Source organism: Blastochloris viridis (genome assembly GCF_001402875.1).
Classification (GTDB): domain Bacteria; phylum Pseudomonadota; class Alphaproteobacteria; order Rhizobiales; family Xanthobacteraceae; genus Blastochloris; species Blastochloris viridis.
In genome coordinates, this window is sequence record NZ_CP012946.1 from 859,248 (window position 1) to 883,198 (window position 23,951).

23 protein-coding genes are annotated in these 23,951 nt (G+C 67.3%); 6 read left to right on the top strand and 17 right to left on the bottom strand.

Features of this window, described 5'->3' with window-relative positions:
- Window positions 1-10 precede the first annotated feature (10 nt).
- On the top strand, window positions 11-298 hold the full coding sequence (locus BVIR_RS03840; protein ID WP_055036508.1) for a high-potential iron-sulfur protein: 288 nt from the start codon (window positions 11-13) through the stop codon (window positions 296-298).
- 176 nt (window positions 299-474) lie between these two features.
- On the opposite strand, the gene BVIR_RS03845 is transcribed toward BVIR_RS03840, so the two are convergent.
- The 8 genes from BVIR_RS03845 to rpiA all read right to left on the bottom strand — a co-directional run bounded on the left by BVIR_RS03845 (window position 475) and on the right by rpiA (window position 10,463).
- On the bottom strand, window positions 475-2,274 hold the full coding sequence (locus BVIR_RS03845) for a methyl-accepting chemotaxis protein (RefSeq protein WP_055036509.1): 1,800 nt from the start codon (window positions 2,272-2,274) through the stop codon (window positions 475-477).
- 142 nt (window positions 2,275-2,416) lie between these two features.
- Complete coding sequence (locus BVIR_RS03850) at window positions 2,417-4,087, bottom strand: NAD+ synthase (protein ID WP_055036510.1); 1,671 nt, start codon at window positions 4,085-4,087, stop codon at window positions 2,417-2,419.
- Between the two features lie 48 nt (window positions 4,088-4,135).
- On the bottom strand, window positions 4,136-4,495 hold the full coding sequence (locus tag BVIR_RS03855) for a diacylglycerol kinase (RefSeq protein WP_335338140.1): 360 nt from the start codon (window positions 4,493-4,495) through the stop codon (window positions 4,136-4,138).
- Between the two features lie 691 nt (window positions 4,496-5,186).
- Window positions 5,187-6,572 (bottom strand): class II 3-deoxy-7-phosphoheptulonate synthase, encoded by a 1,386-nt coding sequence (locus tag BVIR_RS03860; RefSeq protein ID WP_055036511.1) that lies wholly within the window; start codon window positions 6,570-6,572, stop codon window positions 5,187-5,189.
- 314 nt (window positions 6,573-6,886) lie between these two features.
- Window positions 6,887-8,248: a glutathione-disulfide reductase gene (gene gor, locus BVIR_RS03865; protein ID WP_055036512.1), complete on the bottom strand. Its 1,362-nt coding sequence runs from the start codon at window positions 8,246-8,248 to the stop codon at window positions 6,887-6,889.
- A gap of 278 nt (window positions 8,249-8,526) precedes the next feature.
- Entirely contained in the window at window positions 8,527-9,072 is a 546-nt protein-coding gene (locus tag BVIR_RS03870) for a DUF2059 domain-containing protein (RefSeq protein WP_060832929.1), read from the bottom strand.
- 136 nt (window positions 9,073-9,208) lie between these two features.
- Window positions 9,209-9,736: a DUF2059 domain-containing protein gene (locus BVIR_RS03875; protein WP_055036514.1), complete on the bottom strand. Its 528-nt coding sequence runs from the start codon at window positions 9,734-9,736 to the stop codon at window positions 9,209-9,211.
- Between the two features lie 10 nt (window positions 9,737-9,746).
- The gene (gene rpiA / locus BVIR_RS03880) at window positions 9,747-10,463 is read right to left on the bottom strand and encodes a ribose-5-phosphate isomerase RpiA (RefSeq protein ID WP_055036515.1); all 717 of its coding nucleotides are present in this window, start codon (window positions 10,461-10,463) and stop codon (window positions 9,747-9,749) included.
- A gap of 139 nt (window positions 10,464-10,602) precedes the next feature.
- On the opposite strand from rpiA, the gene BVIR_RS03885 reads away from it, so the two are divergent.
- Complete coding sequence (locus BVIR_RS03885; RefSeq protein ID WP_055036516.1) at window positions 10,603-11,298, top strand: HAD family hydrolase; 696 nt, start codon at window positions 10,603-10,605, stop codon at window positions 11,296-11,298.
- A gap of 12 nt (window positions 11,299-11,310) precedes the next feature.
- On the opposite strand, the gene BVIR_RS03890 is transcribed toward BVIR_RS03885, so the two are convergent.
- The 3 genes from BVIR_RS03890 to BVIR_RS03900 form a co-directional block, all read right to left on the bottom strand.
- Window positions 11,311-12,396 carry a DUF2865 domain-containing protein gene (locus BVIR_RS03890; RefSeq protein WP_236823696.1) on the bottom strand — a complete coding sequence of 362 codons (1,086 nt, stop codon included), beginning with the start codon at window positions 12,394-12,396 and terminating at the stop codon, window positions 11,311-11,313.
- Between the two features lie 299 nt (window positions 12,397-12,695).
- Complete coding sequence (locus BVIR_RS03895; protein WP_082416651.1) at window positions 12,696-13,247, bottom strand: MarR family winged helix-turn-helix transcriptional regulator; 552 nt, start codon at window positions 13,245-13,247, stop codon at window positions 12,696-12,698.
- Window positions 13,248-13,542: 295 nt separating this feature from the next.
- The gene (locus BVIR_RS03900; protein ID WP_055036518.1) at window positions 13,543-14,631 is read right to left on the bottom strand and encodes a TRAP transporter substrate-binding protein; all 1,089 of its coding nucleotides are present in this window, start codon (window positions 14,629-14,631) and stop codon (window positions 13,543-13,545) included.
- Between the two features lie 169 nt (window positions 14,632-14,800).
- Between BVIR_RS03900 and BVIR_RS03905 the strand changes: the two genes are divergently transcribed.
- Window positions 14,801-15,322, top strand: coding sequence for a CreA family protein (locus tag BVIR_RS03905; RefSeq protein ID WP_055036519.1), 522 nt, complete (start codon window positions 14,801-14,803; stop codon window positions 15,320-15,322).
- A 108-nt stretch (window positions 15,323-15,430) separates the two neighbouring features.
- Here the strand turns inward: BVIR_RS03905 and BVIR_RS03910 are convergent, their stop codons facing one another.
- Together BVIR_RS03910 and BVIR_RS03915 are read right to left on the bottom strand one after the other, a co-directional pair.
- The gene (locus tag BVIR_RS03910; RefSeq protein ID WP_145912070.1) at window positions 15,431-15,763 is read right to left on the bottom strand and encodes a hypothetical protein; all 333 of its coding nucleotides are present in this window, start codon (window positions 15,761-15,763) and stop codon (window positions 15,431-15,433) included.
- Window positions 15,764-16,075: 312 nt separating this feature from the next.
- Complete coding sequence (locus BVIR_RS03915; protein ID WP_055036521.1) at window positions 16,076-16,306, bottom strand: hypothetical protein; 231 nt, start codon at window positions 16,304-16,306, stop codon at window positions 16,076-16,078.
- Window positions 16,307-16,667: 361 nt separating this feature from the next.
- On the opposite strand from BVIR_RS03915, the gene cysS reads away from it, so the two are divergent.
- Genes cysS through cimA form a run of 3 tightly spaced genes read left to right on the top strand, consistent with a single transcriptional unit; the run spans window position 16,668 to window position 20,347 of the window.
- A complete protein-coding gene (gene cysS / locus BVIR_RS03920) occupies window positions 16,668-18,206 on the top strand; it encodes a cysteine--tRNA ligase (RefSeq protein WP_055036522.1) in 1,539 nt (512 codons plus the stop codon).
- A 39-nt stretch (window positions 18,207-18,245) separates the two neighbouring features.
- Window positions 18,246-18,755, top strand: coding sequence for a GNAT family N-acetyltransferase (locus BVIR_RS03925; RefSeq protein WP_055036523.1), 510 nt, complete (start codon window positions 18,246-18,248; stop codon window positions 18,753-18,755).
- Entirely contained in the window at window positions 18,752-20,347 is a 1,596-nt protein-coding gene (cimA, locus tag BVIR_RS03930) for a citramalate synthase (protein WP_055036524.1), read from the top strand. The genes BVIR_RS03925 and cimA overlap by 4 nt, the downstream gene beginning before the upstream one ends.
- 274 nt (window positions 20,348-20,621) lie before the next feature.
- Here the strand turns inward: cimA and BVIR_RS03935 are convergent, their stop codons facing one another.
- The 4 genes from BVIR_RS03935 to BVIR_RS03950 form a co-directional block, all read right to left on the bottom strand.
- Window positions 20,622-21,284, bottom strand: coding sequence for an LOG family protein (locus BVIR_RS03935; RefSeq protein ID WP_082416654.1), 663 nt, complete (start codon window positions 21,282-21,284; stop codon window positions 20,622-20,624).
- Window positions 21,285-21,584: 300 nt separating this feature from the next.
- The gene (locus tag BVIR_RS03940) at window positions 21,585-22,301 is read right to left on the bottom strand and encodes a superoxide dismutase (RefSeq protein ID WP_236823698.1); all 717 of its coding nucleotides are present in this window, start codon (window positions 22,299-22,301) and stop codon (window positions 21,585-21,587) included.
- 62 nt (window positions 22,302-22,363) lie between these two features.
- Window positions 22,364-23,017, bottom strand: coding sequence for a uracil-DNA glycosylase (locus BVIR_RS03945; protein WP_055036525.1), 654 nt, complete (start codon window positions 23,015-23,017; stop codon window positions 22,364-22,366).
- Between the two features lie 2 nt (window positions 23,018-23,019).
- Window positions 23,020-23,631, bottom strand: coding sequence for a LabA-like NYN domain-containing protein (locus BVIR_RS03950; RefSeq protein ID WP_055036526.1), 612 nt, complete (start codon window positions 23,629-23,631; stop codon window positions 23,020-23,022).
- Between the last annotated feature and the right edge of the window lie 320 nt (window positions 23,632-23,951).

Sequence of the window (23,951 nt, forward strand, 5' to 3'; positions counted from 1 at the left end):
GAGGAAGACCATGGACGACATTCGTATGCTCACCGCTCGCCGCCTATCGCGCCGCGACGCGCTCGCCTGGACCGCCTATCTGCTGGGCGCCTGCGCCACCGCCGGTCTTGCCGTGACCTCCGCCGAGGCGCAGGTCGCCAAGAAGGCCAGTCAGAAGGCCTCTGGCTATCAGGCGATGCCCAAGGGCGGCCAAACCTGCCAGAACTGCCGCATGTTCGTGGCGCCAAACGCTTGCCAGGTGGTGGAAGGCCCGGTGGCCGGCGAGGGCTGGTGCCGCCTCTACGCCAAGAAGGCGTGATCCGACCTCTGCAAGATCACCTCGTGATCTTTAGAGCAACCTCACCGAAAAATCCCTGATTAAAAGGGGTTTTTCGGTGAGCGGATCGCAATTCTTCGGCCTAGTCGGCCGAATTTCGCGTCTCGGGTGTTTGGAAATCTCAACGGAATTTTCCGGGTACCCGCTCCATTCACGCATTACATGCGGTAGCCGTGGCGCACCGAGCCCCAGTGCTTGCCCTGGATGCGGATCGGCACGTCGACTTCCTTGATCATCACCGTCTTGCCGCCACCCATGTCGCGGGCATAGACCTGCAGCAGATAAGGCCGGGTGTTGCGCGCCGCGGCGAGGCCGGTGCGATCGTCGAAGTAGCGCTTGTTGCGGCAGTTGGCGATGTTCCAATCGCGCTCGCCCGGCCGCTGGGGCTGGGAATAGACCTTGTTATGGACCGCGACGAAGGCGTTGCGGTCGCAGGTGATGGCGAAGGCCAGCGTCGGGTCGGCCGCCAGCGCGCGCTCCTGGATCGGCGGCAGGATCGCCTCCAGCAGGGGCTGCGTCGTCGCGGTGAATTGCGGCGGGTCCGAGCCCTGCACCTCCGCCACCCTGTTGTCGAGCAGGTCTTCGATGGTGGCGCGGCCGGATGCGACCGCGGCTTCGAACGCAGCCTGCACCTCCTCGGCCATGCCGGTGGCGTGGGCGACCACGGCCTCGTTCTCGGTGCGGATGGCGGCGAGCTTGGCGTCGATCGCGGCGCGCACCGGTTCGGCGATGCGCACGAATTCGCAGTGCAGGCCGAGCGCCGAATGTCCGACCACGCGCACCGACAGCCGGCCGAGGCCGGCGAGGTCGAGTTCGCCGGCCGTGCCGCCGGCAATGCCGCTGCCGCCCTCGACCCGCAGCAGCGCGCCTTCCTCCGACAGATCGAGGGTGCGGCCGACCAGGGTGCGGCCGCCGACGGCGAGCTTCGCGCCGAGGTCGCATGGCAGGCGGTCGGCGCGGCGGCGATCGCCGATGTCGCTGTTGCGCAGCACGATGACGAGGCGCGAGCGCAGCTTCTCGGCCAGCGAGGCGACATCGGCGCTGGTGTCGTCGATGCCGCGGGCCTTGTCGAAAATGTCGTTGGCTGCGACCTCGGTCTCGCTGGCGCCGTCGGAGACGCGCGTGACGAACGAGGAGGTCTCGGCGGCGGTGCGCGACAGCTCGCCGGCGGTGGCGATCTGCTGTTCGACCGCGGCGGCGATGGCGCTGAACACCGGGCGAATGGCGTCGATGGCCTGGGTGATGCGGTCCACCGCGTCGATCGAGCGCGCGGCGTCATTCTGCAGCCCGTCGATCTTGCGGGCGATTTCCTCGGTCGCCTTCTGGGTCTGCACCGATAGCGCCTTGACCTCGCTCGCCACCACCGCGAAGCCGCGGCCGGCGTCGCCGGCGCGGGCGGCCTCGATGGTGGCGTTGAGCGCAAGCAGGTTGGTCTGCTTGGCAATCGAGGCGATCAGCGACAGCACTTGACCGATCTCGCCCGAGGACGTCTTCAGCCCGTCGACCGAGCGGCCGGCCTCGGCGGCGGCGTCCGTCGCCTGGCCGGTCAGGCGGCCGGCCTCGGCGACCTGCCGACCGATTTCGCCGGAGGATGACGCCAGTTCCTCGGTGGCGGCGGCAAGCTGGCCGGCGTCGTCATTGGCTTTGCGGGCGAGGTCGGCGATCTCGCTGGAGTGGTCGCGGATGCCGCCCAGCGCGTCGGTCACGGCGCCGACGCCGGCGCGCACCGCGTCGGTGCCGCTGGTGACATCGCCGATCAGCGCGGCGAGGTCCACCTCGATCAGGTCGAGCGCCTCGCGCATGCGGTCGAGCCGAAGCTGCAGGTCCTCCCGGCTGCTGTCTGGCGCGGTCGGTGCAATGACGGGGGAGGGGACGGTCGGCAGGGTGTCGGCGGAATTCCGCCGGCGGAACGACAGGTTCAACATGACGTAGCCCGCGCTGGCGCTTCGCCGGATCATGGTGCGGCGAGATGTCGGTAAAGGTGCCAATCGCGGCTTAACGGCAGCTTAAGCGCGCGTGCAAACCGCGCGCAGCATCCGGGAGGGTTGCAGGCGACGCCAGCATATCACGCACCCAAATCCCGCCGCGGGGTCGCGGGCGTCAGGTGCGGCTCGGCGTCGCACCGGGGTCGCGGAAGCGGTTGGTGATCGGATAGCGGCGGTCGCGCCCGAAGTTCTTCTCCGTCACCTTGACGCCGGGTGCCGCCTGCCGGCGCTTGTATTCGGCCAGCGTCAGCATGCGCTCGACCCGCTTGACGGTCTCAAGCTCATGGCCGGCGGCAACGATGTCGGCGATCGGCCTCTCCTGCTCGACCAGCTGTTCCAGGATATCGTCCAGCACCTCGTAGGGCGGCAAGGTGTCCTGGTCGGTCTGGTCGTCCTTCAATTCGGCGGTGGGCGGCCGGGTGATGATGGCGTCGGGGATCACCTCGCCGTCCGGCCCGCCGGCACCGTCCGGCTTCCAGCGGTTGCGCAGGCGGGACAGCCGCCACACCTCGGTCTTGTAGAGGTCCTTGATCGGGTTGAAGCCGCCGTTCATGTCGCCATAAAGCGTGGCGTAGCCGGTCGACATCTCGCTCTTGTTGCCGGTGGTCACCACCATCGCGCCGAACTTGTTGGAGATCGACATCAAGATGGTGCCGCGGGCGCGCGACTGGAGATTTTCCTCCGTCACGTCGCGCGGCCGCCCGGCGAATACGCCCGCCAACGTCGCCTCCAACCCCTCGACCGCCGCGGCGATCGGCACGATGTCGTAGCGCACGCCAAGACGGGTGGCGATGTCGGCGGCATCCGACAGCGACTGGTTCGAGGTGTAGCGGTAGGGCAGCATGACGCAATGGACGCGGCTTGCGCCCAGCGCGTCGACCGCCATCGCCGCGCACAGCGCCGAATCGATGCCGCCGGACAAGCCCAGCACCACGCCGGGAAAGCGGTTCTTATCGACATAATCCTTCAGGCCGAGCACGCAGGCGGCATAGTTGGCCTCGTCCTCCGCGAGCGGCGTGGCGGCCGGCCCCGCGGTGCAGACCCAGCCTGCTGCGCGCTTCTCCCAGCGCGTGAGGGCGATGGCCTCCCGGAAAGCGGGGAGCTGCGCCGCCAGCGTGCGGTCGGCACCCATCACGAACGAGCCGCCGTCGAACACCAGTTCGTCCTGGCCGCCGACCTGGTTGAGATAGACCAGCGGCAGCCCGGACTGGGCCACCCGCGCCGCTGCCACGCCTAGGCGCTGCGCGGCGATGGTGCGGCGATAGGGCGAGCCGTTCGGCACCAGCACGATCTCGGCGCCGGTCTCAGTGAGACACTCGATCGGGTCCGGCCCCCAAATGTCCTCGCAGATCGGCAGGCCGATCCTGACGCCGCGCAGTTCGACCGGGCCGGCCAGCGGACCCGGCGCGAACACCCGCTTCTCGTCGAACACGCCATAGTTCGGCAGATCGACCTTGTAGCGCAGTGCGATGACGCCGCTGCCGTCCAGCACCGCGACGGCGTTGTAGAGCCGGCCCGCCTCGACCCATGGCGTGCCGATGATCAGGGCCGGGCCGCCGTCCGCGGTCTCGCGCGCCAGCTCTTCGGCGGCGCTTCGGCAGGCGGCCTGGAAGGCGGGCTTCAGCACCAGATCCTCGGGCGGATAACCGGCGAGGAACAGCTCCGGAAACAGCACCATGTCGGCGCCGCCGGCGGCGGCATCAGTGCGGGCGCGGCGCACCTTCTCCGTGTTGCCGGCGATGTCGCCGACGATCGGGTTGAGCTGGGCAAGGGCGATGGTGAGCATGGTGCCGGTGTAGCGCGCGCGGTGCGGCGGCTCAACGGGCGGGGTGCATCAAGCCGCCCCCAGCCGGACGGCGAGAGCGGCGAGCCAGATCAGCAGCGCTGCCACCATGGCGAACAGCACGGCGGTCGAGCCCATGTCCTTGATCACGCCGATGCGCGGGTGGCTTTCCGGCGTGACGTGGTCGGCAAGCTTCTCGATTGCGGTGTTGAGCATCTCGACCGCGAGCAGCAGCATCAGCCCGGCGATCATCGCCACGAACCAGCCGAGCGAGGGCGACAACAGCCACCCGACCGGCACGGCGAGCGCCAGCACCACCAGTTCCTCGCGCACCGCCGCGTCGGTGTCGAGCGCGGCGGATAGACCGCGAATGGAGTTCATCGTCGCGCGGTAGAGGCGGTTCACGATCATTCCCGAAATGCCAGTTGATGCAAGGCATAGCATCGCAGCGGGGAGGCGCCAATTTCAGCTTCGTCATCCCGGCCGAGCGTCAGCGCCCGGGACGACGACAGGTCTTCGTCATCCCGGCCGAGCGGAGCGAGAGCCGGGATCGTGTGCAGAACGGACACCCCTTTTGGCCCGCGGTCCCGGGTCGCGGGCCTGCGGCCCTTGCCCGGGACGACGACAGGTCTTCGTCATCCCGGCCGAGCGGAGCGAGAGCCGGGATCGTGTGCAGAACGGACACCCCTTTTGGCCCGCGGTCCCGGGTCGCGGGCCTGCGGCCCTTGCCCGGGACGACGACAGGTCTTCGTCATCCCGGCCGAGCGGAGCGAGAGCCGGGATCGTGGTGCAGAAAGGACACCTCTTTCGGCCGGCGGTCCCGGGTCGCGGGCCTGCGGCCCTTGCCCGGGACGACGACAGGTCTTCGTCATCCCGGACGGCGCGACGCGCCGAGCCGGGATCGTGCGCAGAAAGGACACCTCTTCCGGCCAGCGGTCCCGGGTCGCGGGCCTACGGCCCTTGCCCGGGACGACAGCCGGGGCTTCGTCATCCCGGACGGCGCGACGCGCCGAGCCGGGATCGTCATCCGGAAACGGTCCCCGTTCTGCAAACGGTCCCGGGTCGCGCAGCTTCGCTGCTTGCCCGGGACGACGCGTGAGGGTTACTCCGCCGCCTCGACCTGCGGGCGGGTCTTGCCGGTGCGGGCCTTCTTGAGCAGGTCGGCGACCAGGAACGCCAGCTCGATCGACTGCTCGGCGTTGAGGCGTGGGTCGCAATAGGTGTGGTAGCGGTCCGACAGATCGTTCTCGCTGATGGCGCGGGCGCCGCCGGTGCATTCGGTGACGTTGCGCCCGGTCATTTCGAGGTGGATGCCGCCGGGATGGGTGCCCTCGGCCGCGTGGATCGCGAAGAAGTTCTTGACCTCCTGCAGGATCAGGTCAAACGGCCGGGTCTTGAAGCCGGTCCCGGCCTTCACGGTGTTGCCGTGCATGGGATCGCAGGTCCACAGTACTGCGCGACCTTCCTGCTTCACCCGCCGCACCAGCGCCGGATAGTGCTCGCCGATCTTGTCGGCGCCATAGCGGGCAATCAGCTGGATGCGGCCGGGCTCGTTGGTCGGGTTCAGGATGTCGAGCAACGCCAGCAGCCCGTCGGCAGAGAGCGAGGGGCCGCACTTCAGCCCGATCGGGTTCTTGATGCCGCGGCAATATTCGACGTGGGCGTGGTCGGTCTGGCGGGTGCGGTCGCCGATCCACAGCATATGGCCGGAGGTGGCGTACCAGTCGCCGGTGGTGGAATCCACTCGCGTCAGCGCCTCCTCGAAGCCGAGCAGCAGCGCCTCGTGGCTGGTGTAGACGTCGGTGGTTCGCATCTCCGGATGGGTTTCCGGGTCGATGCCGCAGGCGCGCATGAAGTCGAGCGCTTCGGTGATGCGGTCGGCTAACTGCTGGTAGCGCGCCGACTGCGGCGAATCCTTCACGAAGCCCAGCATCCAGCGGTGGGCGTTCTCAAGGTTGGCGTAGCCGCCGGTGGCGAAGGCGCGCAGCAGGTTCAGCGTCGCCGCCGACTGGCGGTAGGCCGAAATCTGGCGGCGCGGGTTGGGAATGCGTGCGTCCGGCGTGAAGGCGATGTCGTTGACGATGTCGCCGCGGTAGGACGGCAGCTCGACGCCGTCCAGCGTCTCGGTCGGCGCCGAGCGTGGCTTGGCGAACTGGCCGGCGATGCGGCCGACCTTCACCACCGGCACCGAGCCGGCGAAGGTCAGCACCACCGACATCTGCAGGAAAACCCGGAAGAAGTCGCGGATGTTGTCGGCCGAATGCTCGGCGAAGCTCTCGGCACAGTCGCCACCCTGCAGCAGGAAGGCCTCGCCCGCCGCGACTTTCGCCAGTGACTTCTTCAGCTTGCGGGCCTCGCCGGCAAAAACCAGCGGCGGAAACGAGGCGAGCTGCTTCTCGACCGCCGCTAGGGCAGCCTGGTCCGGATAATCCGGCACCTGCACGATCGGCTTATTCCGCCAGCTCGACGGCGTCCAACGCTCAGCCATGGTCCTTGTCCTGCCACCTTGGGCCGGGGGCAGTACGCATGCCGGCGCCGCCAAGGCGCGGGCGTTATACACCAGGGGGGAGCTTTGCCAAATCGGCCGGAGGTTCAATCGTGCTCCGGCGCCGAGCCGCTCAGCGCTGACGGTCCCGGGTCGCGCGCCTGCGGCGCTTGCCCGGGACGACGACCCTTTAAATACGCGTCATCCCGGCCGAGCGGAGCGAGAGCCGGGATCGTTGTCAGAACGAGGCGCGTCCTTTCTGCTCAGGGTCCCGGGTCCTTCCTGCGCTCGGCGCGGGACGGCGAGGCGGAGGCCAATCAGGCCGGCTGCCATTTGGTGCGCAGCGTCACCAGTTCCTCGGCGGCCGAGGGGTGCAGCGCCATGGTGGCGTCGAAGTCCGCCTTCGTCGCGCCCATCTTCACCGCGATGGCCAGGCACTGCACCATTTCCGCGGCGCCCTCGCCGATGATGTGGATGCCGAGCACACGGTCGCTGTCGCCGTCCACCACCAGCTTCATCAGCACCTTGGTCTCGCGGCCGGTGAGCGTCGCCTTCATCGGGCGGAACTGGGCCTTGTAGACGTCGACCTTGCCGGTGCTGGCGCGGGCCTCGGCCTCGCTCAGGCCGACGGTGCCGATCTCCGGCTCGGTGAACACCGCGGTGGGGATGGCGAGGTAGTCGACCCCCGCCGGCTTGCCGCCGAACACGGTGTCGGCAAAGGCGTGGCCTTCGCGGATGGCGACCGGGGTCAAGGCGACGCGGCCGGTGACATCGCCGACCGCATAGATGTGCGGCACGCTGGTGCGGGAGGCGCTATCGACCGAGATGGCGCCGCGGGCGTCGAGCGCGACGCCGGTCCGGTCGAGCCCGAGCCCCTGGGTGTTGGGCGCCCGACCGGTGGCGACCATCAGCAGGTCGGCCGAAAGCTCCTCGCCGCCGGACAGCAGCACGGCGACGCCACCTTCGGCGCGCTCGGCGGCGCGGATGGTCTCGGCCAGCCGGAAACGGATGCCGCGTGCCTCCATCTCCTGCTGGATCTGGATCCGCACGTCGTCGTCGAAACCGCGCAGCACCTTGTCGCCGCGGTGCACCACCGTCACCTCGGCGCCGAGGCCGGAAAAAATGCCGGCGAATTCGAGCGCGATGTAGCCGCCGCCCTGCACCACCACGCGGCCTGGCCGCTCGGGAAGGTCGAACGCCTCGTTGGAGGTCACGGCAAGATCGCAGCCGGGGAACACCGGCCGGATCGGGTGGGCGCCGGTGGCGATCAGGATGTGCCGGGCGGTGACCCGCCGGCCCGAGCCGAGCACCACGGTATAGTCGTCGGCGAAGGCGGCATGCTCGGCGGCGATGGCGACACCGGCGCGCTCCAGGTTGGTGCGGTAGATCTTCTCCAGCCGCGCGATCTCGCGGTCCTTGGCCGCGATCAGCGCCGGCCAGTCGTGGAGAGGTTGATCCAGGCTCCAGCCGAAGCCGCGCGCGTCCTCGAATTCGTGGGCGAAGCGCGCGGCATAGACCAACAGCTTCTTCGGCACGCAGCCGCGGATGACGCAGGTGCCGCCGAACCGGAACGCCTCGGCGATCATCACCTTGGCGCCGTAGCCGGCGGCGATGCGCGCGGCCCTCACGCCGCCCGATCCCGCTCCGATGACGAACAGATCGACGTCGAATTCGGCCATGGTGCCTCCGGCTGCGGTCCGGTCAGACGAGAGGGGCCCTGCCACCGGCGCCGGATGCCGAGGCATGGGGCCGATGCAACGCGCCGGCCTTCCGATCCGAGTTCAACGTTTTCGCGAGAAAACGTGAGCAGGACCAACGGCAGTTTCTGCACGCGTCCCACGGTTTTCGGAAGGTCATCCCGGTGTCCCCGGAAACACCCTCGCCGAAAACCCTTGGTCGAACGGGAACATCCGGCGGCCGGACGACGAAATTCCGGCCTGTTCCGCCGGAATTCGTATCAGAGCCGCAGCTCCTTGCCCGCTGCCTTCATCCGCGCCCCGGCGGCCTGAACCGCCTCGGGCGCCGCCCGCCGCGTCCAGTCCTGCAGCGCCGTCGGCAGCTTGGCGCCGAGCTGCGGCTGCTTCTTGATGATCGCTTGGCCGACGGGGCTCGAATAGAACGTCTTCAGCGCGGTCAGCTCTTCCTTGCTGTAGATCTCGACCAGGATGTCGATCACCACGGCCTCGATCTCGCCAGCGCGCTTGAGCAGGAACTCGTCGAACAACGCGTCGGAAAACGCCCGGATGGTGTCGTCGCTGGCGCTCGGGTTCTTCTGGCGCACCGCGCGGACGATCTGCTCGGAGATCGCCGGCAGCGAGCGCGACAGGCCGGCGGTCAGTTCCGCGGCGCGGGCGTAGTCGCGGGCGATCGCGATCAATTGCGGATCGGCCGGCGGCTTGGGCTGGGTGGCCGGCTGCGGCTGGGGAGCCTGGGCGAGTGCCGGCAGCGCCGGCGCGAGCAGGCACGCCAGCGCCGCTGCGAACACGCGAACGCGAACAGTCATTGTCTTTCCCTCGGTTTCGCTGCGTGACGGGCGACTGAAAAGCACGGTGCGTTTAGCCAGCATCGTCGGCGCGACGTCGTTTCCGCTCAAGCAGGGCGTTTGCGCAGAGCCGAACCCCGCAGCTGTGCGTCAAGCCTCAGAGTTCGAAGCCCTTCTTGCGCATCTCGGCCCGCATCCGCGCCACCATTTCTTCCGACAGCTTCGTGCTCCAGGCCTGCATGCGCTCGAAGCTCTCTTGAAGCACGACCGGCAGGACGGCGACGAACTTCTTGCCAGTCGGCGATTTGTAGAACGTCACCAACTCGCGCAGTTCCGCTTCGGTGAAGCGCGCCGCGTAGGCCCGCGCAATGGCGTCGATGACCTCGGCGCGCTTGGCGTCGAATTCCGCCCGCAGGCTGGTCGCGACCTCGCCCAGCGCACCGGCAACGTCCGGATTGTTGGCGGCAAACATCCGCCGGGTCTGCTCGAGGTAGGCCGGCACGATCTCGTCCAGCGCCCGCAACGAGCCGTTTGTTTCGATCAGTTCGCGGGCGAGCTGGACCTGTGCCGGCGAAGTCTGGGTCGCCGACGGCGTCGCGGCGGTTTGGGCGGCCGCGGGCAGGGCCGCGGCCAGGCTCAGCGCAATCAGGCTGCCCCGCAGGGCGCGCGCCAGAGAAAGGGACATATGCATCTCCTCAGGACTCCGTCGTGGCCGCTCGCGTCAGCACCTGTACGCCGCCGTCTCCGGCAACGATGGCCTTGGTCGCCAAGCCGATAAACAACCCATGCTCAACCACGCCGGGGATGCCGGCGAGGCGCTGAGCCAGCGCCAAGGGATCGGGAATGGCGCCGAACCCCGCATCGAGGATGAAGTGGCCTCCATCCGTGACGAAAACGTGGCCGTTTTCCATCCGGAGTCGAACATCCCCAGTGAGACCGAGCGCGGTTGCCGCCGCGATTATGGCACGGCGGGTCGCCTCCAGCCCGAACGGCACCACCTCGATCGGCAGCGGGAAGCGGCCGAGCGTGCTGACCACCTTGGTGTGGTCGGCGATCACCACCATCGCTGCCGAGGCGGCGGCGACGATCTTCTCGCGCAGCAGCGCGCCGCCGCCGCCCTTGATCAACGCGAGGTCGGGCCCGATCTCGTCGGCGCCGTCGACGGTGAGGTCGAGTTCGGGCAGTTGGTCGAGCGTCGCCAAGGCGATGCCGACCCGCTCGGCCAACGCTCGGGTTGCCTCCGAGGTCGGCACGCCGCGGACGGCGAGGCCGCCACGCACCCGCTCGCCGAGCAATTCAACGAAAATGTTGGCGGTCGACCCGGTGCCGAGGCCGAGCCGCATGCCGGGCCTCACCTCGTCGAGCGCCCGCGCTGCGGCGGCGCGTTTGGCGGAGTCGCTGTTCGCGGCCATGTCATCTCTCCCGCTGCCCGTCCGGGCGCCTTGTCGATGACGGCGCTTTAGCATGGGCGCCGAGTGGCAGCCACGGTCGGGCTGGACACAGGAGCAGCCAGGCGTGATAGGGGAAGCTCCCACCACGACCGGGCCGCCCATGTCCTTGATCCTTCCGCCGCTCGCCGTGTTCGACCTCGATGGCACGCTGGTCGACACCCTGCCCGACCTGATCGACGTGTTGGCCGACACGCTGAACGAGCTCGGCCTGCCGCCGCTGTCGGTGGAGGAAGGGCGCCGGCTGGTCGGGGCCGGCATCAAGCCGTTGATCGTGCGCGCCCTGGCCGAACTCGGCCGCGACACCGCGGCCGACGAGCTGGAGCGCATCTATGCCGATTACATCGACGCCTATTCAGCCCGCATCGCCCGGCTGTCGCGACCGTACCCGGGCATGGAGGCGGCGCTGGACCGGCTGGCCGGGCAGGGTTTCCGGTTCGCGGTCTGCACCAACAAGGTGACGGCTCTGGCGGTCCAGCTCCTGACCGAGCTGAAGCTGATCGACCGGTTCGCCGCGGTGGCGGGGTGCGACCGGTTCGCGATGCGCAAGCCCGATGCCGGTCATCTTTGGGGCACCATCGCCGATGCCGGCGGCGACCCCACCCGGACGGTGATGGTCGGTGATTCGCGAACCGACGTCGCCACCGCCCGCAACGCCGCGCTGCCGGTGGTGGCGGTGAGCTTCGGCTACAGCGACGTGCCGCCCGAAGACCTTGGCGCCGACCGGCTGATCGACCATTTCGACAGCCTGCCGCAGGCGATCGGCGAACTTCTGGGGTCGGCCGGCCACGGGCGCTGATCGCCGACGCGATTACCGCCCCGGCAGGAAAGTCGGTCCGACCACCCGCACGCCGCGGCCGTCGGGCGCCGCCGCCGTCGATGGCTGTTGCAGCTCGGGCGCCGCAGGTGCCGGCTCGGGGGGCGGCGGCAGAGCGGCAGCGGGGTCGGTCTTGCGGCCGGTTTTCTTGTCGCGGCTGGGTTTCGGCTGCGGCTTGGCCGCCTCCTTGGCCTCTTCCAGCGCCTTCAGCTGCAGCGCCTTGGATCGCTCCTCGGTCACGACGATGTCGCCGCGCTGCACCGTGTTGTCGAGCTGGCCGATCGCTTCGGCCCAGCTCTGTCCCGCCGGCTTGCAGGCGCAGCTGGGATCGTAGGTCTGGCGGTAGCGGAAGGCGTTCGGCAGCTTGGAATAGCGTTGCTGGCCGTCGATCGACATCGCGTTCGCGACGTCCTCGCCGGGGTTGCGGTGCGCGAACAGCATTACTTCCGCCGCCGGGCACTGCGCCTTGCAGATGTGCTCGTCCTCGCCGAACTTGACCGGCGTTGCCGAGAAGCTGATCGGAAAATAAAAGCCGTCGCAGGTGCGTACGCAGACGGTTCGGTAGGTGCCGACAGTGGTGGGGGCCGCCAGGTCGGCCGGCGGCTCGGTGGTGGGCTCGTCGTCGTAGAACTCGCCGGGCTGGCCGAACAGCTGCTCGAAGAAATTGCCCGAACGCGGCCGTGCCCTCTGCTGCGGGGGCTGCTGCGGCAGGGCGGCCCGGTATTGCGGGCCGCAATTGTTCTGGGCCAGGGCCACCAGCAGCTGCCGCCGCTGGAAATCGCGATCGGCGCCCTGCGCCCCGCGGAAGCGGCCGAGCTCGGACATCATGCGGTCGAGGTTCTGCCGTATGCGGTCGATCTGCCGGTCGAGCTGATCGCACTGTCGCGGGCGCTCGGGCGCGCCGAACAGGAAGAAGTCAGTGGGCCGCGTGCAGCCGAGCCGCTGGGCCTGGGCGATGGTGCGGTCGAGTTCGGCCTGCTGGCGGGCGATGGCTTCCTCGTAGCGGCGGCGCTCATAGGCGTCGCCCGAGGGCCGGTCGATGCGGGCGAGTTCGGCTTCCAGCCGAATGCACATCTGCATCTGCGCCTGCGGCATCCCCGGCGCCTGCGCCGCGGCGGGGCCGGCGAAAAGGGCCAGGACGGAAGCCAAGACAGGCGCCAGGACGGCGGCAATGGGAACTGCGATGGCGAGCATTGCGCTCTCAAAACGGCGGTGGGCCTGCCACCCGGGCGGGGACGGCATCCTTTCAAGCCAAGCTTAGTGTCCGATTTGTGGACATCGCGCCACAAACGGCGGCGCTGCCGGCGCCGCCGACATAAAACGCGCAGCGCCCGATCCGGATCCCGGCTCGGGCGCTGATTTATACGCTGGCGTTCCGCTCAGTCGAGATCGTCGTCCGGGCCGGAGGTTGCTTCCGAGGCCAGGGCGGCGGCGCGGGCCGTGAGCTTGTCGAGCACCCGGTCCAGCACCGCGTAATCGGTCGGGTCGAGATCGGCCACCATGCGGTCGCCGAATTCGAGCGCGGTCGGCGCGATGTCGCGATAGATCGCCAGCCCGTCCTCGGTCAGGGACAGGAACGCTTCCCTTAGGTCGGCCTTGTTCGACCGGCGGATGATGAGGTTCCGCCGCTCCAGCGTCGCCACCGCCCGAGACACCTTGGTCTTGTGCATGTGGCTGTGGGCGCCGATCTGCTTGGCGGTCAGGGTGCCGAATTGGCCGATGGTGGCGATGACGCGCCATTCGGGAATGGCGATGCCGTAGCGCTCGCCGAAAATCTGGCCCAACGCCCGCAGCACCAGTGCCGACAGCACATTGAAACGATAGGGCAGGAAGGCTTCAAGCTGCAGCGGCGGTTCGCCGGTCGGGAACGGGATGACACTGGCCTCGGAATCCTGCTCGGGGACGGCCGGCCGCGTTGAATGAGGTTGCATGCACAGTCTTCTGGTGAACCGGAACTCTGACGAGATCGCGCCGTTCCGATAGCTTAGGGCAGGTTTGCTGGAAAGGACCCTGCCACCTCCTGATCGCACATCGAATTGGTAGCGCTACGGACTAATCGGCTGCAGCGCCAAATTTGGCGCAAATTTCAGCAATTCCGGCGAACGGATACCAGCCGACGGCGGGGGCAGGGGCGGGACCGGCGAAACGCTTTCTGGTTGAGCCTTAGATTGGCAGGCATGCTTCAGTGTCGTCGGCGTGGGGCAAGGGTGCCCCGCGCCGGCACCATCAGGTCCGGCCGCGGGTGCGGGCCATGAACGTGTCGAACGACAGCTCGCCGACCTGCCACCACAGCAACTGGTCGCCACGGTAGGCGTTGACCGAATCCAGCGTCTTTTTGAAATCGGGGTTGGCGCCCGCCAGTTCGGCGAGGAGTTCGTTGGTCGATTTCAGGCACGCCTCCATGATCGCCTGCGGGAACGGCCGAAGCTCGGTGCCGGCGGCGATCAATCGGCGCAGCGCCGGTGCGTTCACCGTGTCGTATTTGGCCAGCATCCAGGTATTGGCCGCCTCGCAGGCTTGGAACAGGATCGCTTTGTAGTGTTTGGGAAGTTCATTGTACTTCTCAAGATTGGCAACGAGATGGATCATCGCGCCGCCTTCCCACCAGCCGGGATAGTAGTAATATTTCGCGACGCGGTAGAGGCCGAGCTTTTCGTCGTCATAGGGGCCGACGAACTCGGTGGCGTCGATGGTGCCGCGCTCCAGCGCCGGGTAGACGTCGCCGGGCGCGATCACCTGCGGCACCGCGCCGAGGCGGGCCAGCACTTGGCCGCCCATGCCGGCGATGCGGAACTTGAGGCCGTTGAGGTCGGCGACCTCCTTCAGTTCCTTGCGGAAGAAGCCGCCCATCTGGCAGCCCGAATTGCCGCACAGCAGGCCGATGGCGTTGAACTTGGCGAGCGAGGCGTTGATGAGGTCGGCACCGCCGGCGAAATGCCACCACGCATTGGACATGCGGGCGTTGAGGCCGAACGGCGTGCCGGTGCCGAACACCAGCACCGGGTCCTTGCCGGTATAAAAGTAGGTCGGGGTGTGGGCGCAGTCGACTGCGCCGGTGGTGACGGCGTCGAGCGCCTGCAGGCCCGGCACCAGTTCGCCCGCGGCGAAGCACTGGATTTGGAACTTGCCGTCGGTGGCCTCGGAGACGAATTTCGCCATCTGCTGCGCAGTGCCGTAGATGGTATCGAGCGTCTTGGGGAAGCTCGATGTCAGGCGCCACTTCACCTCCGGCATGGACTGAGCCACGGCGGGGCTGGCGATCGCGGTTGCCGTCGCAGCCACCGTGGCGCCCTTCAGGAACGTTCGTCTCTCCATGCTCGAATCCTCTTTGAGGGACGCCGAACGCGGCGCTGGTGAACGGGTTGGCATCCTTGGACCGCAACCTGGTGGGACGGCGGCGGCGGCGCTGGCGAGGCCGTATTACGCGGTGGACGGCTCGCCCTGCCGCCGCGACGCACCTATATGGGAAGAACGGAGGCAAGTCATGACCAAGCGAATCCTAAGCGGTGTGTGCGGGGCGATCTTTGTGCTCGGCGTGGCGCTGGCGGGACCGGCCGCGGCGGAAGAGCCTGACCTGATCTTTCGGAAGTCGACAGTGTGGAAGATGCTGACGCCCGACGACAAGCTCGCAACGTACGCCATTGACGATCCCGACGTGGAGGGCGTGGCCTGTCACTTCACCGTGCCCGAGCGCGGCGGCGTCTCTGGCATGTTCGGCGTCGCCGAAGAGGCGTCCGACGCCTCGCTCTCCTGCCGGCAGATTGGTCCGATCAAGTTCAAGGTCAAGTTCTCGCAAGGCGATGTCGTATTCCGCCAGTCGCGGTCGCTGTTCTTCAAGAAGATGCAGATTGTGCGCGGCTGCGACGAAAAACGCAACGTACTGGTCTATCTGATCTATTCCGACAAGATCATCGAAGGGTCGCCGAAGAACTCGACCTCGACGGTTCCGATCATGCCCTGGGGCGGCAGTGACACCCCGGCTCGCTGCGCGGACTTCGTGAAGTGACGTGAATGCGGGTCGATCCGGCGGCGGAAAACCGCCGGGTCGACGTCCCGAACGTTCAGCCAAGCGAACGGCACGGTGTCACGGCCGGCGGCCCGGCAACGTATGCGCTCAGCGGACGCAAATGATGGCGACCTGCTCGCGGCAGGACCGGCCGCTGCACGACGGTGTGATCGGAGACAGTTGCGCCACCTGGGTGGCCGGCAGCGAGCCGGTGCTTTCGTCACGGTCGAACCGGCCGAATTCGACCACGGCGGTATAGTCGCGGCTGCGGCACCACGCCGCTGCGGCCGCTTGGCCGCAGGGCCGGCCGCTCGCCAGGCATTCATCGATTCCATAGCCGTCGACGTTCGGAATGACGAAGGTGGTCGTCTCCGCCGATGCGGCGGCGCCAAACAGCACGGCCGCAACGCAGCCGACCAGGACTGAACGGGGAAAACCCATGGCCATGACCTTATTACGCATGGGCCAGGACACCCGCAGCCCACCAACACACGTCAACGACGAACCCCGCCGCTCGTCGCGACGACGGCGGGTTCAATCGCGCGTGATGGTTAGAGCGGTCCGGTCGAGCTCTCGTCAATCAACGGTGCCGTGCGCCGCCGATTTTGCCGCGAGGTGTTGCCCGTGGGTCGCAGCCGCGGCTGGAACCCGCAGCCTCTGGTTCGGCAAAGGGCTTGATTGCGATCTGACGTTGCGGTTTGCGGGCGGCGAAGTCTCGCAGCGCCGGCATCGCCGATTGGTCAGGCCGTCCGGTCAGTGTAGCGTGACGGCGCGTTGCGCACGGCCTCGCCCGAACAGCGTCCAGCCATCGACCGGGGGCGTGTAACCCTTGAGCACGATCGCATCCGACCGCGAGAAGCCGAGCACACCGAGCAGGGTGTCGAGGTCGGGCATCATCACCAGCACGCGCGTGCCGTCGCTCTCCACGCGCTCGAACAGCGGGGTGTCGGCGGGGCTGGGGAACTGAGGATGCGGTCTGGTCATTACGCCTTCCTGTGGCATTGGCCTGCCTTCCGGCAATGGCCCTGTTGATATGTTGTCTCTACGCCATCGAAGGTTCACGACCGCCCAAGATACGTTGTGAACAGACTGTTGTCTTAAAGGTTCCAAAACAAGTCGGATTATCCGGGGTTGCGTGGACGGAACGCCAATTTCGAATCCGCGGCATGGTCGTGCTTGACAAGGTCCGGCGGCGTCATCACGGTGCCGGCCATGACCAATTCTGGCGTCACATCGCGCTGTGCCATCATCGCACAGATTATCGGCGGCTGAGGTAGAACCGGCCGCGGACGCCACGCTTTACGCCATCAGCGAGCGCCTCCGCCGGCCCGGCAGGGGGAATGTCGTGGCAACTCTTAGGCTTTACGACACGTTAACGCGAGAGAAACGGCCGTTTCAGCCGCTCGATTCTGAACGCGGGGTACGCATGTACGTGTGCGGACCCACCGTCTACGATTTTGCTCATATCGGTAACGCGCGGCCGGTGATCGTGTTCGACGTGCTGTTCCGGCTGCTGCGCCATCTCTTCGGCGAAGACCGGGTCACCTATGTCCGTAATATCACGGACGTTGACGACAAGATCAACAAGCGCGCGTTCGAGCGCTGGAGCCGTGAGCGGCCCCTGACCGCCGAGATCCGTGCGTTAACGGATACGACGCTGAAGCAATTCCACGACGACGTCGACGCGCTGGGCTGCCTGAGGCCGAGCCATGAGCCGCGCGCCACCGACTTCGTGTGCCGGCCGGCGCCGGGCGCGCTCGACATGATCAAGATCATCGAAAAGCTGATCGCCCGCGGCCACGCCTATGTCGCGGACGGTCACGTGCTGTTCGACGTCCCCTCGATGCCGGCCTATGGCAAGCTCGCCCGCCGCTCGCTCGACGAGATGGTGGCCGGTGCCCGCGTCGACGTCGCGCCCTATAAGCGCGACCCGACCGACTTTGTGCTGTGGAAGCCCTCCGACCCCGAGCAGGAGCCGGGCTGGGACTCGCCGTGGGGCTTCGGGCGCCCCGGCTGGCACATCGAGTGCTCGGCGATGTCGGGCGCGCTGCTGGGCGAGGAGTTCGACATCCACGGCGGCGGCATCGACCTCGTGTTCCCGCATCATGAGAACGAGATCGCGCAGTCGTGCTGCGCCTTCGGCACCACCCGCATGGCGGCGTTCTGGATGCACAACGGCTTCTTGATGGTCGAAGGCGAGAAGATGTCGAAGTCGCTCGGCAACTTCATCACCATCCGCGAGCTGCTGAACGATTGGCCGGGCGACGTCATCCGCCTCAACATGCTGAAGACGCACTATCGCCAGCCGATCGACTGGACGGCGAAGGGGCTGGAGGAAAGCGCGGGCACCCTCGGTGACTGGTTCCGCCTCGCCGCGCCGGGGCAGGGCGAGGCCCTGTCGCCGTCGCTGGAGGCGGCGCTCGCCGACGACCTCAACACGCCGAAGATGATGGCCGAGCTGCACGCGATGCGAAACCGCATCCGCGTGCCGCAGCAGGGCGCGGACGCTGAAGACTTGGCGCGCAATCTCGCCTTCCTCGGTTTCGACCGCGCGCGGTTCGAGGCGTGGCAGAAGAAGAACGAGGCTGAGAAGCTCAGTACGCTCAACCGCCGGATTGCGCTTGGCTCTGCAGCTTACAGGTTAGAGGGTCATCCGGTCGAAATAACGATGTCTTCTGCCGACGGTGAGACGACTCCTTCGGGGGGAGAAGCCGCGACGGTAATCGAAAATTTGATTGCCGCGCGCCTCGCCGCGCGAAAGGCGAAAAACTTCGCCGAGTCCGACCGCATTCGCGATGAACTCGTTGCGATGGGCATCGCGCTGATGGACGCCAAGGACCCGGCGACCGGCGAGCTCACCACCACCTGGAAGGTGGCGCGATGAGCGCGGCCGCCCTCTCGCACCACGCTATGAGGTGATGCCATGGGCCAATCCAAACCGACCATTGCGCTCCGGCCGTTCCTGCCCACTGACGCGCCGGCGGCCGCGGCGATCTTCGAGGCCGCGATCGCCGAGCTGGCGGCCGAGGACTATTCGGAGGCCCAGCTCGCCGCCTGGATGGCCTCGCTCAACGAGGAGGAACTCGCCGCGCGGATGGCCGACCAGCTCGCGCTGGTCGCGACCGTCGGCGGCCAGGTGGCCGGCTTCGCCGCGCTCGCGGACAACCGCAAGATCGACCTGCTCTACGTCCATCCCGAGTTGGCGCGGCAGGGTGTGGCGACCCAGCTGATCGAGGCGCTTGAGAAGCTTGCCGCTGCGCGGGGCGCAAGCACGCTGGAGGTCGAGGCCAGCGACACCGCCGAGCCGTTCTTCCAGCGCCGCGGCTATTCGCCCGAGCAGCGCAACACCAAAGTGCTGGGCGGCGAATGGCTCGGCAACACCACAATGAGAAAAGCCCTGGCGGGGCAAAAATCCAAGGACCACAGCCGATGAGTCGCGAGCGCGTCTATTTGTTCGACACCACCTTGCGCGACGGCGCGCAAACCAACGGCGTCGATTTCTCCCTCGACGACAAGGCCGCGGTGGCGGCGATGCTGGACCGGCTCGGCATCGACTACATCGAGGGCGGCTATCCCGGCGCCAATCCGCAGGACACCAAGTTCTTCGCCGAGAAGAAGGACCTTGCCGCCACCTTCACCGCCTTCGGCATGACCAAGCGCGGCGGGCGCTCGGCTTCCAACGACCCCGGCCTCAATGCGCTGCTCGATGCGGAAGCCGACGCCATCTGCTTCGTCGCCAAGAGCTGGGACTATCACGTCGACGTCGCGCTCGGCATCTCGCGCGAGGAAAACCTCGACTGCATCCGCGAGTCCGTCGCCGCCGCGCGCGGTCGCGGCCGGGAGGCGATCGTCGATTGCGAGCACTTCTTCGACGGCTTCAAGGCCAATCCGGCCTACGCGCTGGCCTGCGTCAAGACCGCGTACGAGTCCGGCGCGCGCTGGGTGGTGCTGTGCGACACCAATGGCGGCACGCTGCCGGAGGAGGTGAGCCGGATCGTGGCGGAGGTGGTGCGGGTGGTGCCGGGCGATCATCTCGGCATCCACACCCATGATGACTGCGGCTGCGCGGTCGCCAACGCGCTGGCGGCGGTGGCGGCCGGCGTGCGCCAGGTGCAGGGCACACTCAACGGCCTCGGCGAGCGTTGCGGCAACGCCAACCTCACCACCATCATTCCGGCGCTGAAGCTGAAGCCGGAGTTCGCCCAGCGCTTCGACGTCGGCGTTTCGGACGAGGCGCTGGCGAGCCTGACCCACGTCAGCCGCGTGTTCGACGAGATGATCAACCGCGCGCCGAACCGCTACGCGCCGTTCGTCGGTGAAAGCGCATTCGCCACCAAGACCGGCATCCACGCTTCTGCCATTGCCAAGAACCCGGCGACTTACGAGCACGTCGAGCCGGAGCGCATCGGCAATCGCCGCAAGGTGCTGGTGTCGGACCAGGCCGGCAAGTCGAACGTGCTGGCGGAGTTGGAACGACTTGGGCTGTCGGCCAATCGCGACGACCCGCGCATTTCGCACCTGCTCGATCGCATCAAGGAGCGCGAGGCCGAGGGCTATGCCTATGAGGGTGCCGACGCCTCATTTTTCCTGCTCGCCAAGGACGTACTCGGCGAGGTGCCGGAGTTCTTCAAGGTCGAGCGCTTCTCGGTCAATGTCGAGCGGCGCTGGAACGCGGTTGGCAAGCTGGTCACGGTGGCGGAGGCCATCGTCAAGGTAAGGATCGGCAGTGAGATCTTTATCTCGGCCGCGGAAGGCAACGGTCCGGTCAACGCGCTCGACGTCGCGTTGCGCAAGGACCTCGGCAAGTACCAGAGCCTGATCTGCGGCCTCGAGCTGATCGACTATCGCGTGCGGATCTTCCAGGGCGGCTCCGACGCGGTGACCCGCGTGCTGATCACGTCGCGCGCTGCCGATGGCGAGACCTGGACCACGGTCGGGGTGTCGCCCAATATCATCGACGCCTCGTTCCAGGCGTTGATGGACTCGGTCGTCTACCAACTGGTGCGGGTCGGCGCGACCGCGTGATACCAGTGGCGCTGATGAGCGACCTTTCTCGGCCTCATGCTGAGGAGGCTGCGCAGCAGCCGTCTCGAAGCATGGGCCGAAGGCCGCCGTCAGCGTCGCCTCATCCTTCGAGACGCAGTCTTGCGACCGCTCCTCAGGATGAGGCGAGCTGGCGTCGGTGAAAGGTCAAACGTAAAGGCCGTTAGTATGAATTGTGCGGAACTGGGGGCCGTCGCCCCCGGCGAGCATCGCTTCAGCGATGCGAGGGAAGGGGCCCAGGAACCACAGCACCGCGTCACATCTTGCGGCCGATGTCGCGTTCCTCGGCGATCAGCGGCGGGCGAATGGCGGCGCGGAGCATCGGGATGATGTCCTCGACGCGGGTCGCCACCAGCGGACGTACCTCCCATTGCGGGCGGATGAAGCCGCTGTCCCGCATGTGATCGATCAGCGCCAGCAGCGGATCCCAGAAGCCGGCGATGTTGGCGATCAGGATCGGCTTGCGATGGCGGCCGAGCTGCGCCCACGTCATCTGCTCGACCAGTTCCTCAAGCGTGCCGATGCCGCCGGGCAGCGCGACGAACGCGTCGGCCCGCTCGAACATCTGGCGCTTGCGGGTATGCATGTCCTCGGTGACGATCAGTTCGCTGGCCCCCTCGAACGACAGCTCGCGGTCGACCAGGAACTGCGGAATGATGCCGGTGACGCTGCCGCCGTGGTCGAGCACCGCGCGTGCCACCGCCCCCATCAGGCCGATGCTGCCGCCGCCCCATATCAGCCGGATGCCGTCTTCTGCCAGCAATCGGCCGAGCTGGTGGGCGGTTTCTAAAAACACCGGGTTTCTGCCATCGGTCGAGCCGCAATAGACGCAGACGCTGTCGAGCTCGGGCCGGCGGGAGGCCGCGCCATCGGCCGACCGCGAAAATTCGGTTGCGGAGTACGAGGTCTTTTCGGTCATTGAACTGCTCTTGCGCCGGAGGCGGTGCGGGTCCGCCGATCCATCGGCTTCAAGCTCTCGATCGGGGATTGAGCGTCCGCCGATCAGATTGCATCAGATCGGCGGCTCTAAGCTTCTGGTTTTCGCATTTTTGCTGGGACAACCGGTACCCACCTTTGCGGAAATGCTCCATTTCGAGCATCGCACACTGTCGGCTCGGCCGCGATGTGATCGAACACGCAGCCGGGTGTTGCCGGCTGCGATGCGCGTCGCACGGTTCGGTTGCGATCAGCCGCCGAAATGATAGCCGATTCCGCAACGTTAGGCGACCGCCTTGCGATAGTTGCTCTCGGCGTTGTCCCAGTTCACCGTGTTCCACCAGGCGGTGAGATATTCGGGCCGGCGGTTCTGGTATTTCAGGTAGTAGGCGTGCTCCCAAACATCGACGCCGAGCACGACGCCCGGCGTGCCGTCCATCAGCGGGCTATCCTGGTTCGGCGACGACAGCACGGCGAGCTTCTTGTCCTTGCCCACCACCAGCCAGGCCCAGCCGGAGCCGAAACGTCCTTCGCCGGCGGCGTTGATGCGCTCCTTGAGCTGCTGCAGGCCGCCGAAGTCGCGATCGATGGCCGCCTTGAGCGCGCCGACCGGCTCGCGTGCGCCGCCGGGCTGCATCAGGATCCAGAAGAAGCTGTGGTTCCAGTGCCCACCGACATTGTTGCGCACGGCGGTGCGGCTCGCTTCCGGCACTGCGGCGAGATCGGCGAGGATCTGCTCGACGCTGCGCGTGCGCAGCAGCGGCACGTCGGCGGCAAGCGCGTTGGCCTTGGCGACATAGCCGGCATGATGGCGCTGGTGGTGGATCATCATCGTCTGCGCGTCGATGTGGGGCTCGAGCGCGGCATAGTCGTAGCCGAGCGGCGGCAGCGTGAACGGCCCGCTCGGCGCGGTGGACTGCGCGAAGGCAAAGCCACTGCGGCCGGCGAGGCCGACCGCCATCACCGTCGCAAGAGTTTGCAGAGTATCGCGTCTGTTCATGACCGTCTCCCGGGCGTGTTGCGGCATACGACAGCCTGACAACGCACGGGACGGCGAATGGATCACGCCGCCGGGCGGCCGGCACGGTCGAGGCGGGCGCGAACCGCGGCGAACACGGCGTGGAACATCGCCGCGGTCAGCCGGCCGGTGTTGGTGTTGTAGCGGGAGCAGTGATAGCTGTCGAACACGGCGCGGCCGCCGATGGCGTGCTCGGCGCCGTGGCCGAACGGGTGGTGGGTCGGGCGGGCGCCGAGCGCCCTGATCGTCGAATCGTGGGCGATGCGGCCGAGCGCCACGATGATCTCAAGCCGCGGCATCTCCGCCAGCGTCGCTTCGAGGAAGCGGCGGCAGACGACGATCTCGCCGGTGGTCGGCTTGTTTTCCGGCGGCACGCAGCGCACCGCGTTGGTGATGCGGGCGTCGATGAGGGTCAGTCCATCGTCGGGGCGCGCCTCATAGCGACCGCGCGCCATCCCGTAGGCGACCAGCGTGCTGTAGAGCAAGTCGCCGGCATAATCGCCGGTGAACGGCCGTCCGGTGCGGTTGGCGCCCTTGAGCCCGGGCGCCAGCCCGACCACCAGCAGCCGCGCGTCGGCTTGGCCGAACGACGGCACCGGCGCGTTATACCAGTCCGGCCACTCTGCCCGGTTCGCAGCGCGGAACTCGAACAACCTCGGGCACAGCTGACAGTCGCCGCCCGGCTCCGGTTCGGCCATCGTCAATCGGTGTCGTCGATTGCTGTGGTTGAGGTCGGCCGGCGCAGGAAGTTCGGAGTGTGCTCGGACTGGCGCGACACCCGCTCGGCCGGGTCGCGTCCGATCTTCGAGGCAAGGCTGGCGAGGTCGACGAACTCGTCGGCCTGACGGCGCAACTCGTCGGCCACCATCGGGGGCTGCGTCGAGACTGTCGAAACAACCGAAACGCGCACGCCGCGCCGCTGAACCGCTTCCACCAATGAGCGAAAATCGCCGTCGCCGGAGAACAGCACCATCTGGTCGATGTGCTCGGCCAGCTCCATGGCATCGACCGCGAGTTCGATGTCCATGTTACCTTTGACCTTGCGGCGGCCGGACTGGTCGACGAACTCCTTGGTCGGCTTGGTCACCACCGTGTAACCGTTATAGTCGAGCCAATCGAGCAGCGGGCGGATCGAGGAATACTCCTGGTCCTCGATCAGAGCGGTGTAATAGAATGCCCGCATCAAATAGCCGCGGCTCTGGAATTCCTTCAGCAGGCGCTTGTAATCAATGTCGAAACCGAGCGCCTTTGCGGTAGCGTAAAGATTGGCACCGTCAATGAAAAGAGCAAATTTTTCAGTAGAAGCGCTCATAATCCGACTTCCTTTAGGGCAACGGCGGCTCGGCCCTGACACGTTTTTGTTGAACACTACGCCCGGCGGTGCGGTCAGCGTCTCCGACCGGCTGCGCGGATATCGACAATGCCTGCGTCACATCGCTTGGATGAAATCGAGGTCCGATCAACCTCAGGATGGCGAAACTATTGTTCGCGGCTGCAACTTATCGCCATGCCTAGCAGGACTTCCGCGCGCTGCAAAGCGCTTTACCGTCGCATCCAACGCTGTTCTTGAATCCGGCAACGGTTTCGTGTAGGCGGAACGTTCGCATCAACCAATACGTCGAACGTTGTGGA

Bases quoted from the DNA above. Each gene is read 5' to 3' on its own strand.
- BVIR_RS03840 (WP_055036508.1), top strand. From the start codon at position 11: ATGGACGACATTCGTATGCTCACCGCTCGCCGCCTATCGCGCCGCGAC.
- BVIR_RS03845 (WP_055036509.1), bottom strand. From the start codon at position 2,274: ATGATCCGGCGAAGCGCCAGCGCGGGCTACGTCATGTTGAACCTGTCG.
- BVIR_RS03850 (WP_055036510.1), bottom strand. From the start codon at position 4,087: ATGCTCACCATCGCCCTTGCCCAGCTCAACCCGATCGTCGGCGACATC.
- BVIR_RS03855 (WP_335338140.1), bottom strand. From the start codon at position 4,495: ATGATCGTGAACCGCCTCTACCGCGCGACGATGAACTCCATTCGCGGT.
- BVIR_RS03860 (WP_055036511.1), bottom strand. From the start codon at position 6,572: ATGGCTGAGCGTTGGACGCCGTCGAGCTGGCGGAATAAGCCGATCGTG.
- gor (WP_055036512.1), bottom strand. From the start codon at position 8,248: ATGGCCGAATTCGACGTCGATCTGTTCGTCATCGGAGCGGGATCGGGC.
- BVIR_RS03870 (WP_060832929.1), bottom strand. From the start codon at position 9,072: ATGACTGTTCGCGTTCGCGTGTTCGCAGCGGCGCTGGCGTGCCTGCTC.
- BVIR_RS03875 (WP_055036514.1), bottom strand. From the start codon at position 9,736: ATGTCCCTTTCTCTGGCGCGCGCCCTGCGGGGCAGCCTGATTGCGCTG.
- rpiA (WP_055036515.1), bottom strand. From the start codon at position 10,463: ATGGCCGCGAACAGCGACTCCGCCAAACGCGCCGCCGCAGCGCGGGCG.
- BVIR_RS03885 (WP_055036516.1), top strand. From the start codon at position 10,603: ATGTCCTTGATCCTTCCGCCGCTCGCCGTGTTCGACCTCGATGGCACG.
- BVIR_RS03890 (WP_236823696.1), bottom strand. From the start codon at position 12,396: ATGCAGATGTGCATTCGGCTGGAAGCCGAACTCGCCCGCATCGACCGG.
- BVIR_RS03895 (WP_082416651.1), bottom strand. From the start codon at position 13,247: ATGCAACCTCATTCAACGCGGCCGGCCGTCCCCGAGCAGGATTCCGAG.
- BVIR_RS03900 (WP_055036518.1), bottom strand. From the start codon at position 14,631: ATGGAGAGACGAACGTTCCTGAAGGGCGCCACGGTGGCTGCGACGGCA.
- BVIR_RS03905 (WP_055036519.1), top strand. From the start codon at position 14,801: ATGACCAAGCGAATCCTAAGCGGTGTGTGCGGGGCGATCTTTGTGCTC.
- BVIR_RS03910 (WP_145912070.1), bottom strand. From the start codon at position 15,763: ATGGGTTTTCCCCGTTCAGTCCTGGTCGGCTGCGTTGCGGCCGTGCTG.
- BVIR_RS03915 (WP_055036521.1), bottom strand. From the start codon at position 16,306: ATGACCAGACCGCATCCTCAGTTCCCCAGCCCCGCCGACACCCCGCTG.
- BVIR_RS03925 (WP_055036523.1), top strand. From the start codon at position 18,246: ATGGGCCAATCCAAACCGACCATTGCGCTCCGGCCGTTCCTGCCCACT.
- cimA (WP_055036524.1), top strand. From the start codon at position 18,752: ATGAGTCGCGAGCGCGTCTATTTGTTCGACACCACCTTGCGCGACGGC.
- BVIR_RS03935 (WP_082416654.1), bottom strand. From the start codon at position 21,284: ATGACCGAAAAGACCTCGTACTCCGCAACCGAATTTTCGCGGTCGGCC.
- BVIR_RS03940 (WP_236823698.1), bottom strand. From the start codon at position 22,301: ATGAACAGACGCGATACTCTGCAAACTCTTGCGACGGTGATGGCGGTC.
- BVIR_RS03945 (WP_055036525.1), bottom strand. From the start codon at position 23,017: ATGGCCGAACCGGAGCCGGGCGGCGACTGTCAGCTGTGCCCGAGGTTG.
- BVIR_RS03950 (WP_055036526.1), bottom strand. From the start codon at position 23,631: ATGAGCGCTTCTACTGAAAAATTTGCTCTTTTCATTGACGGTGCCAAT.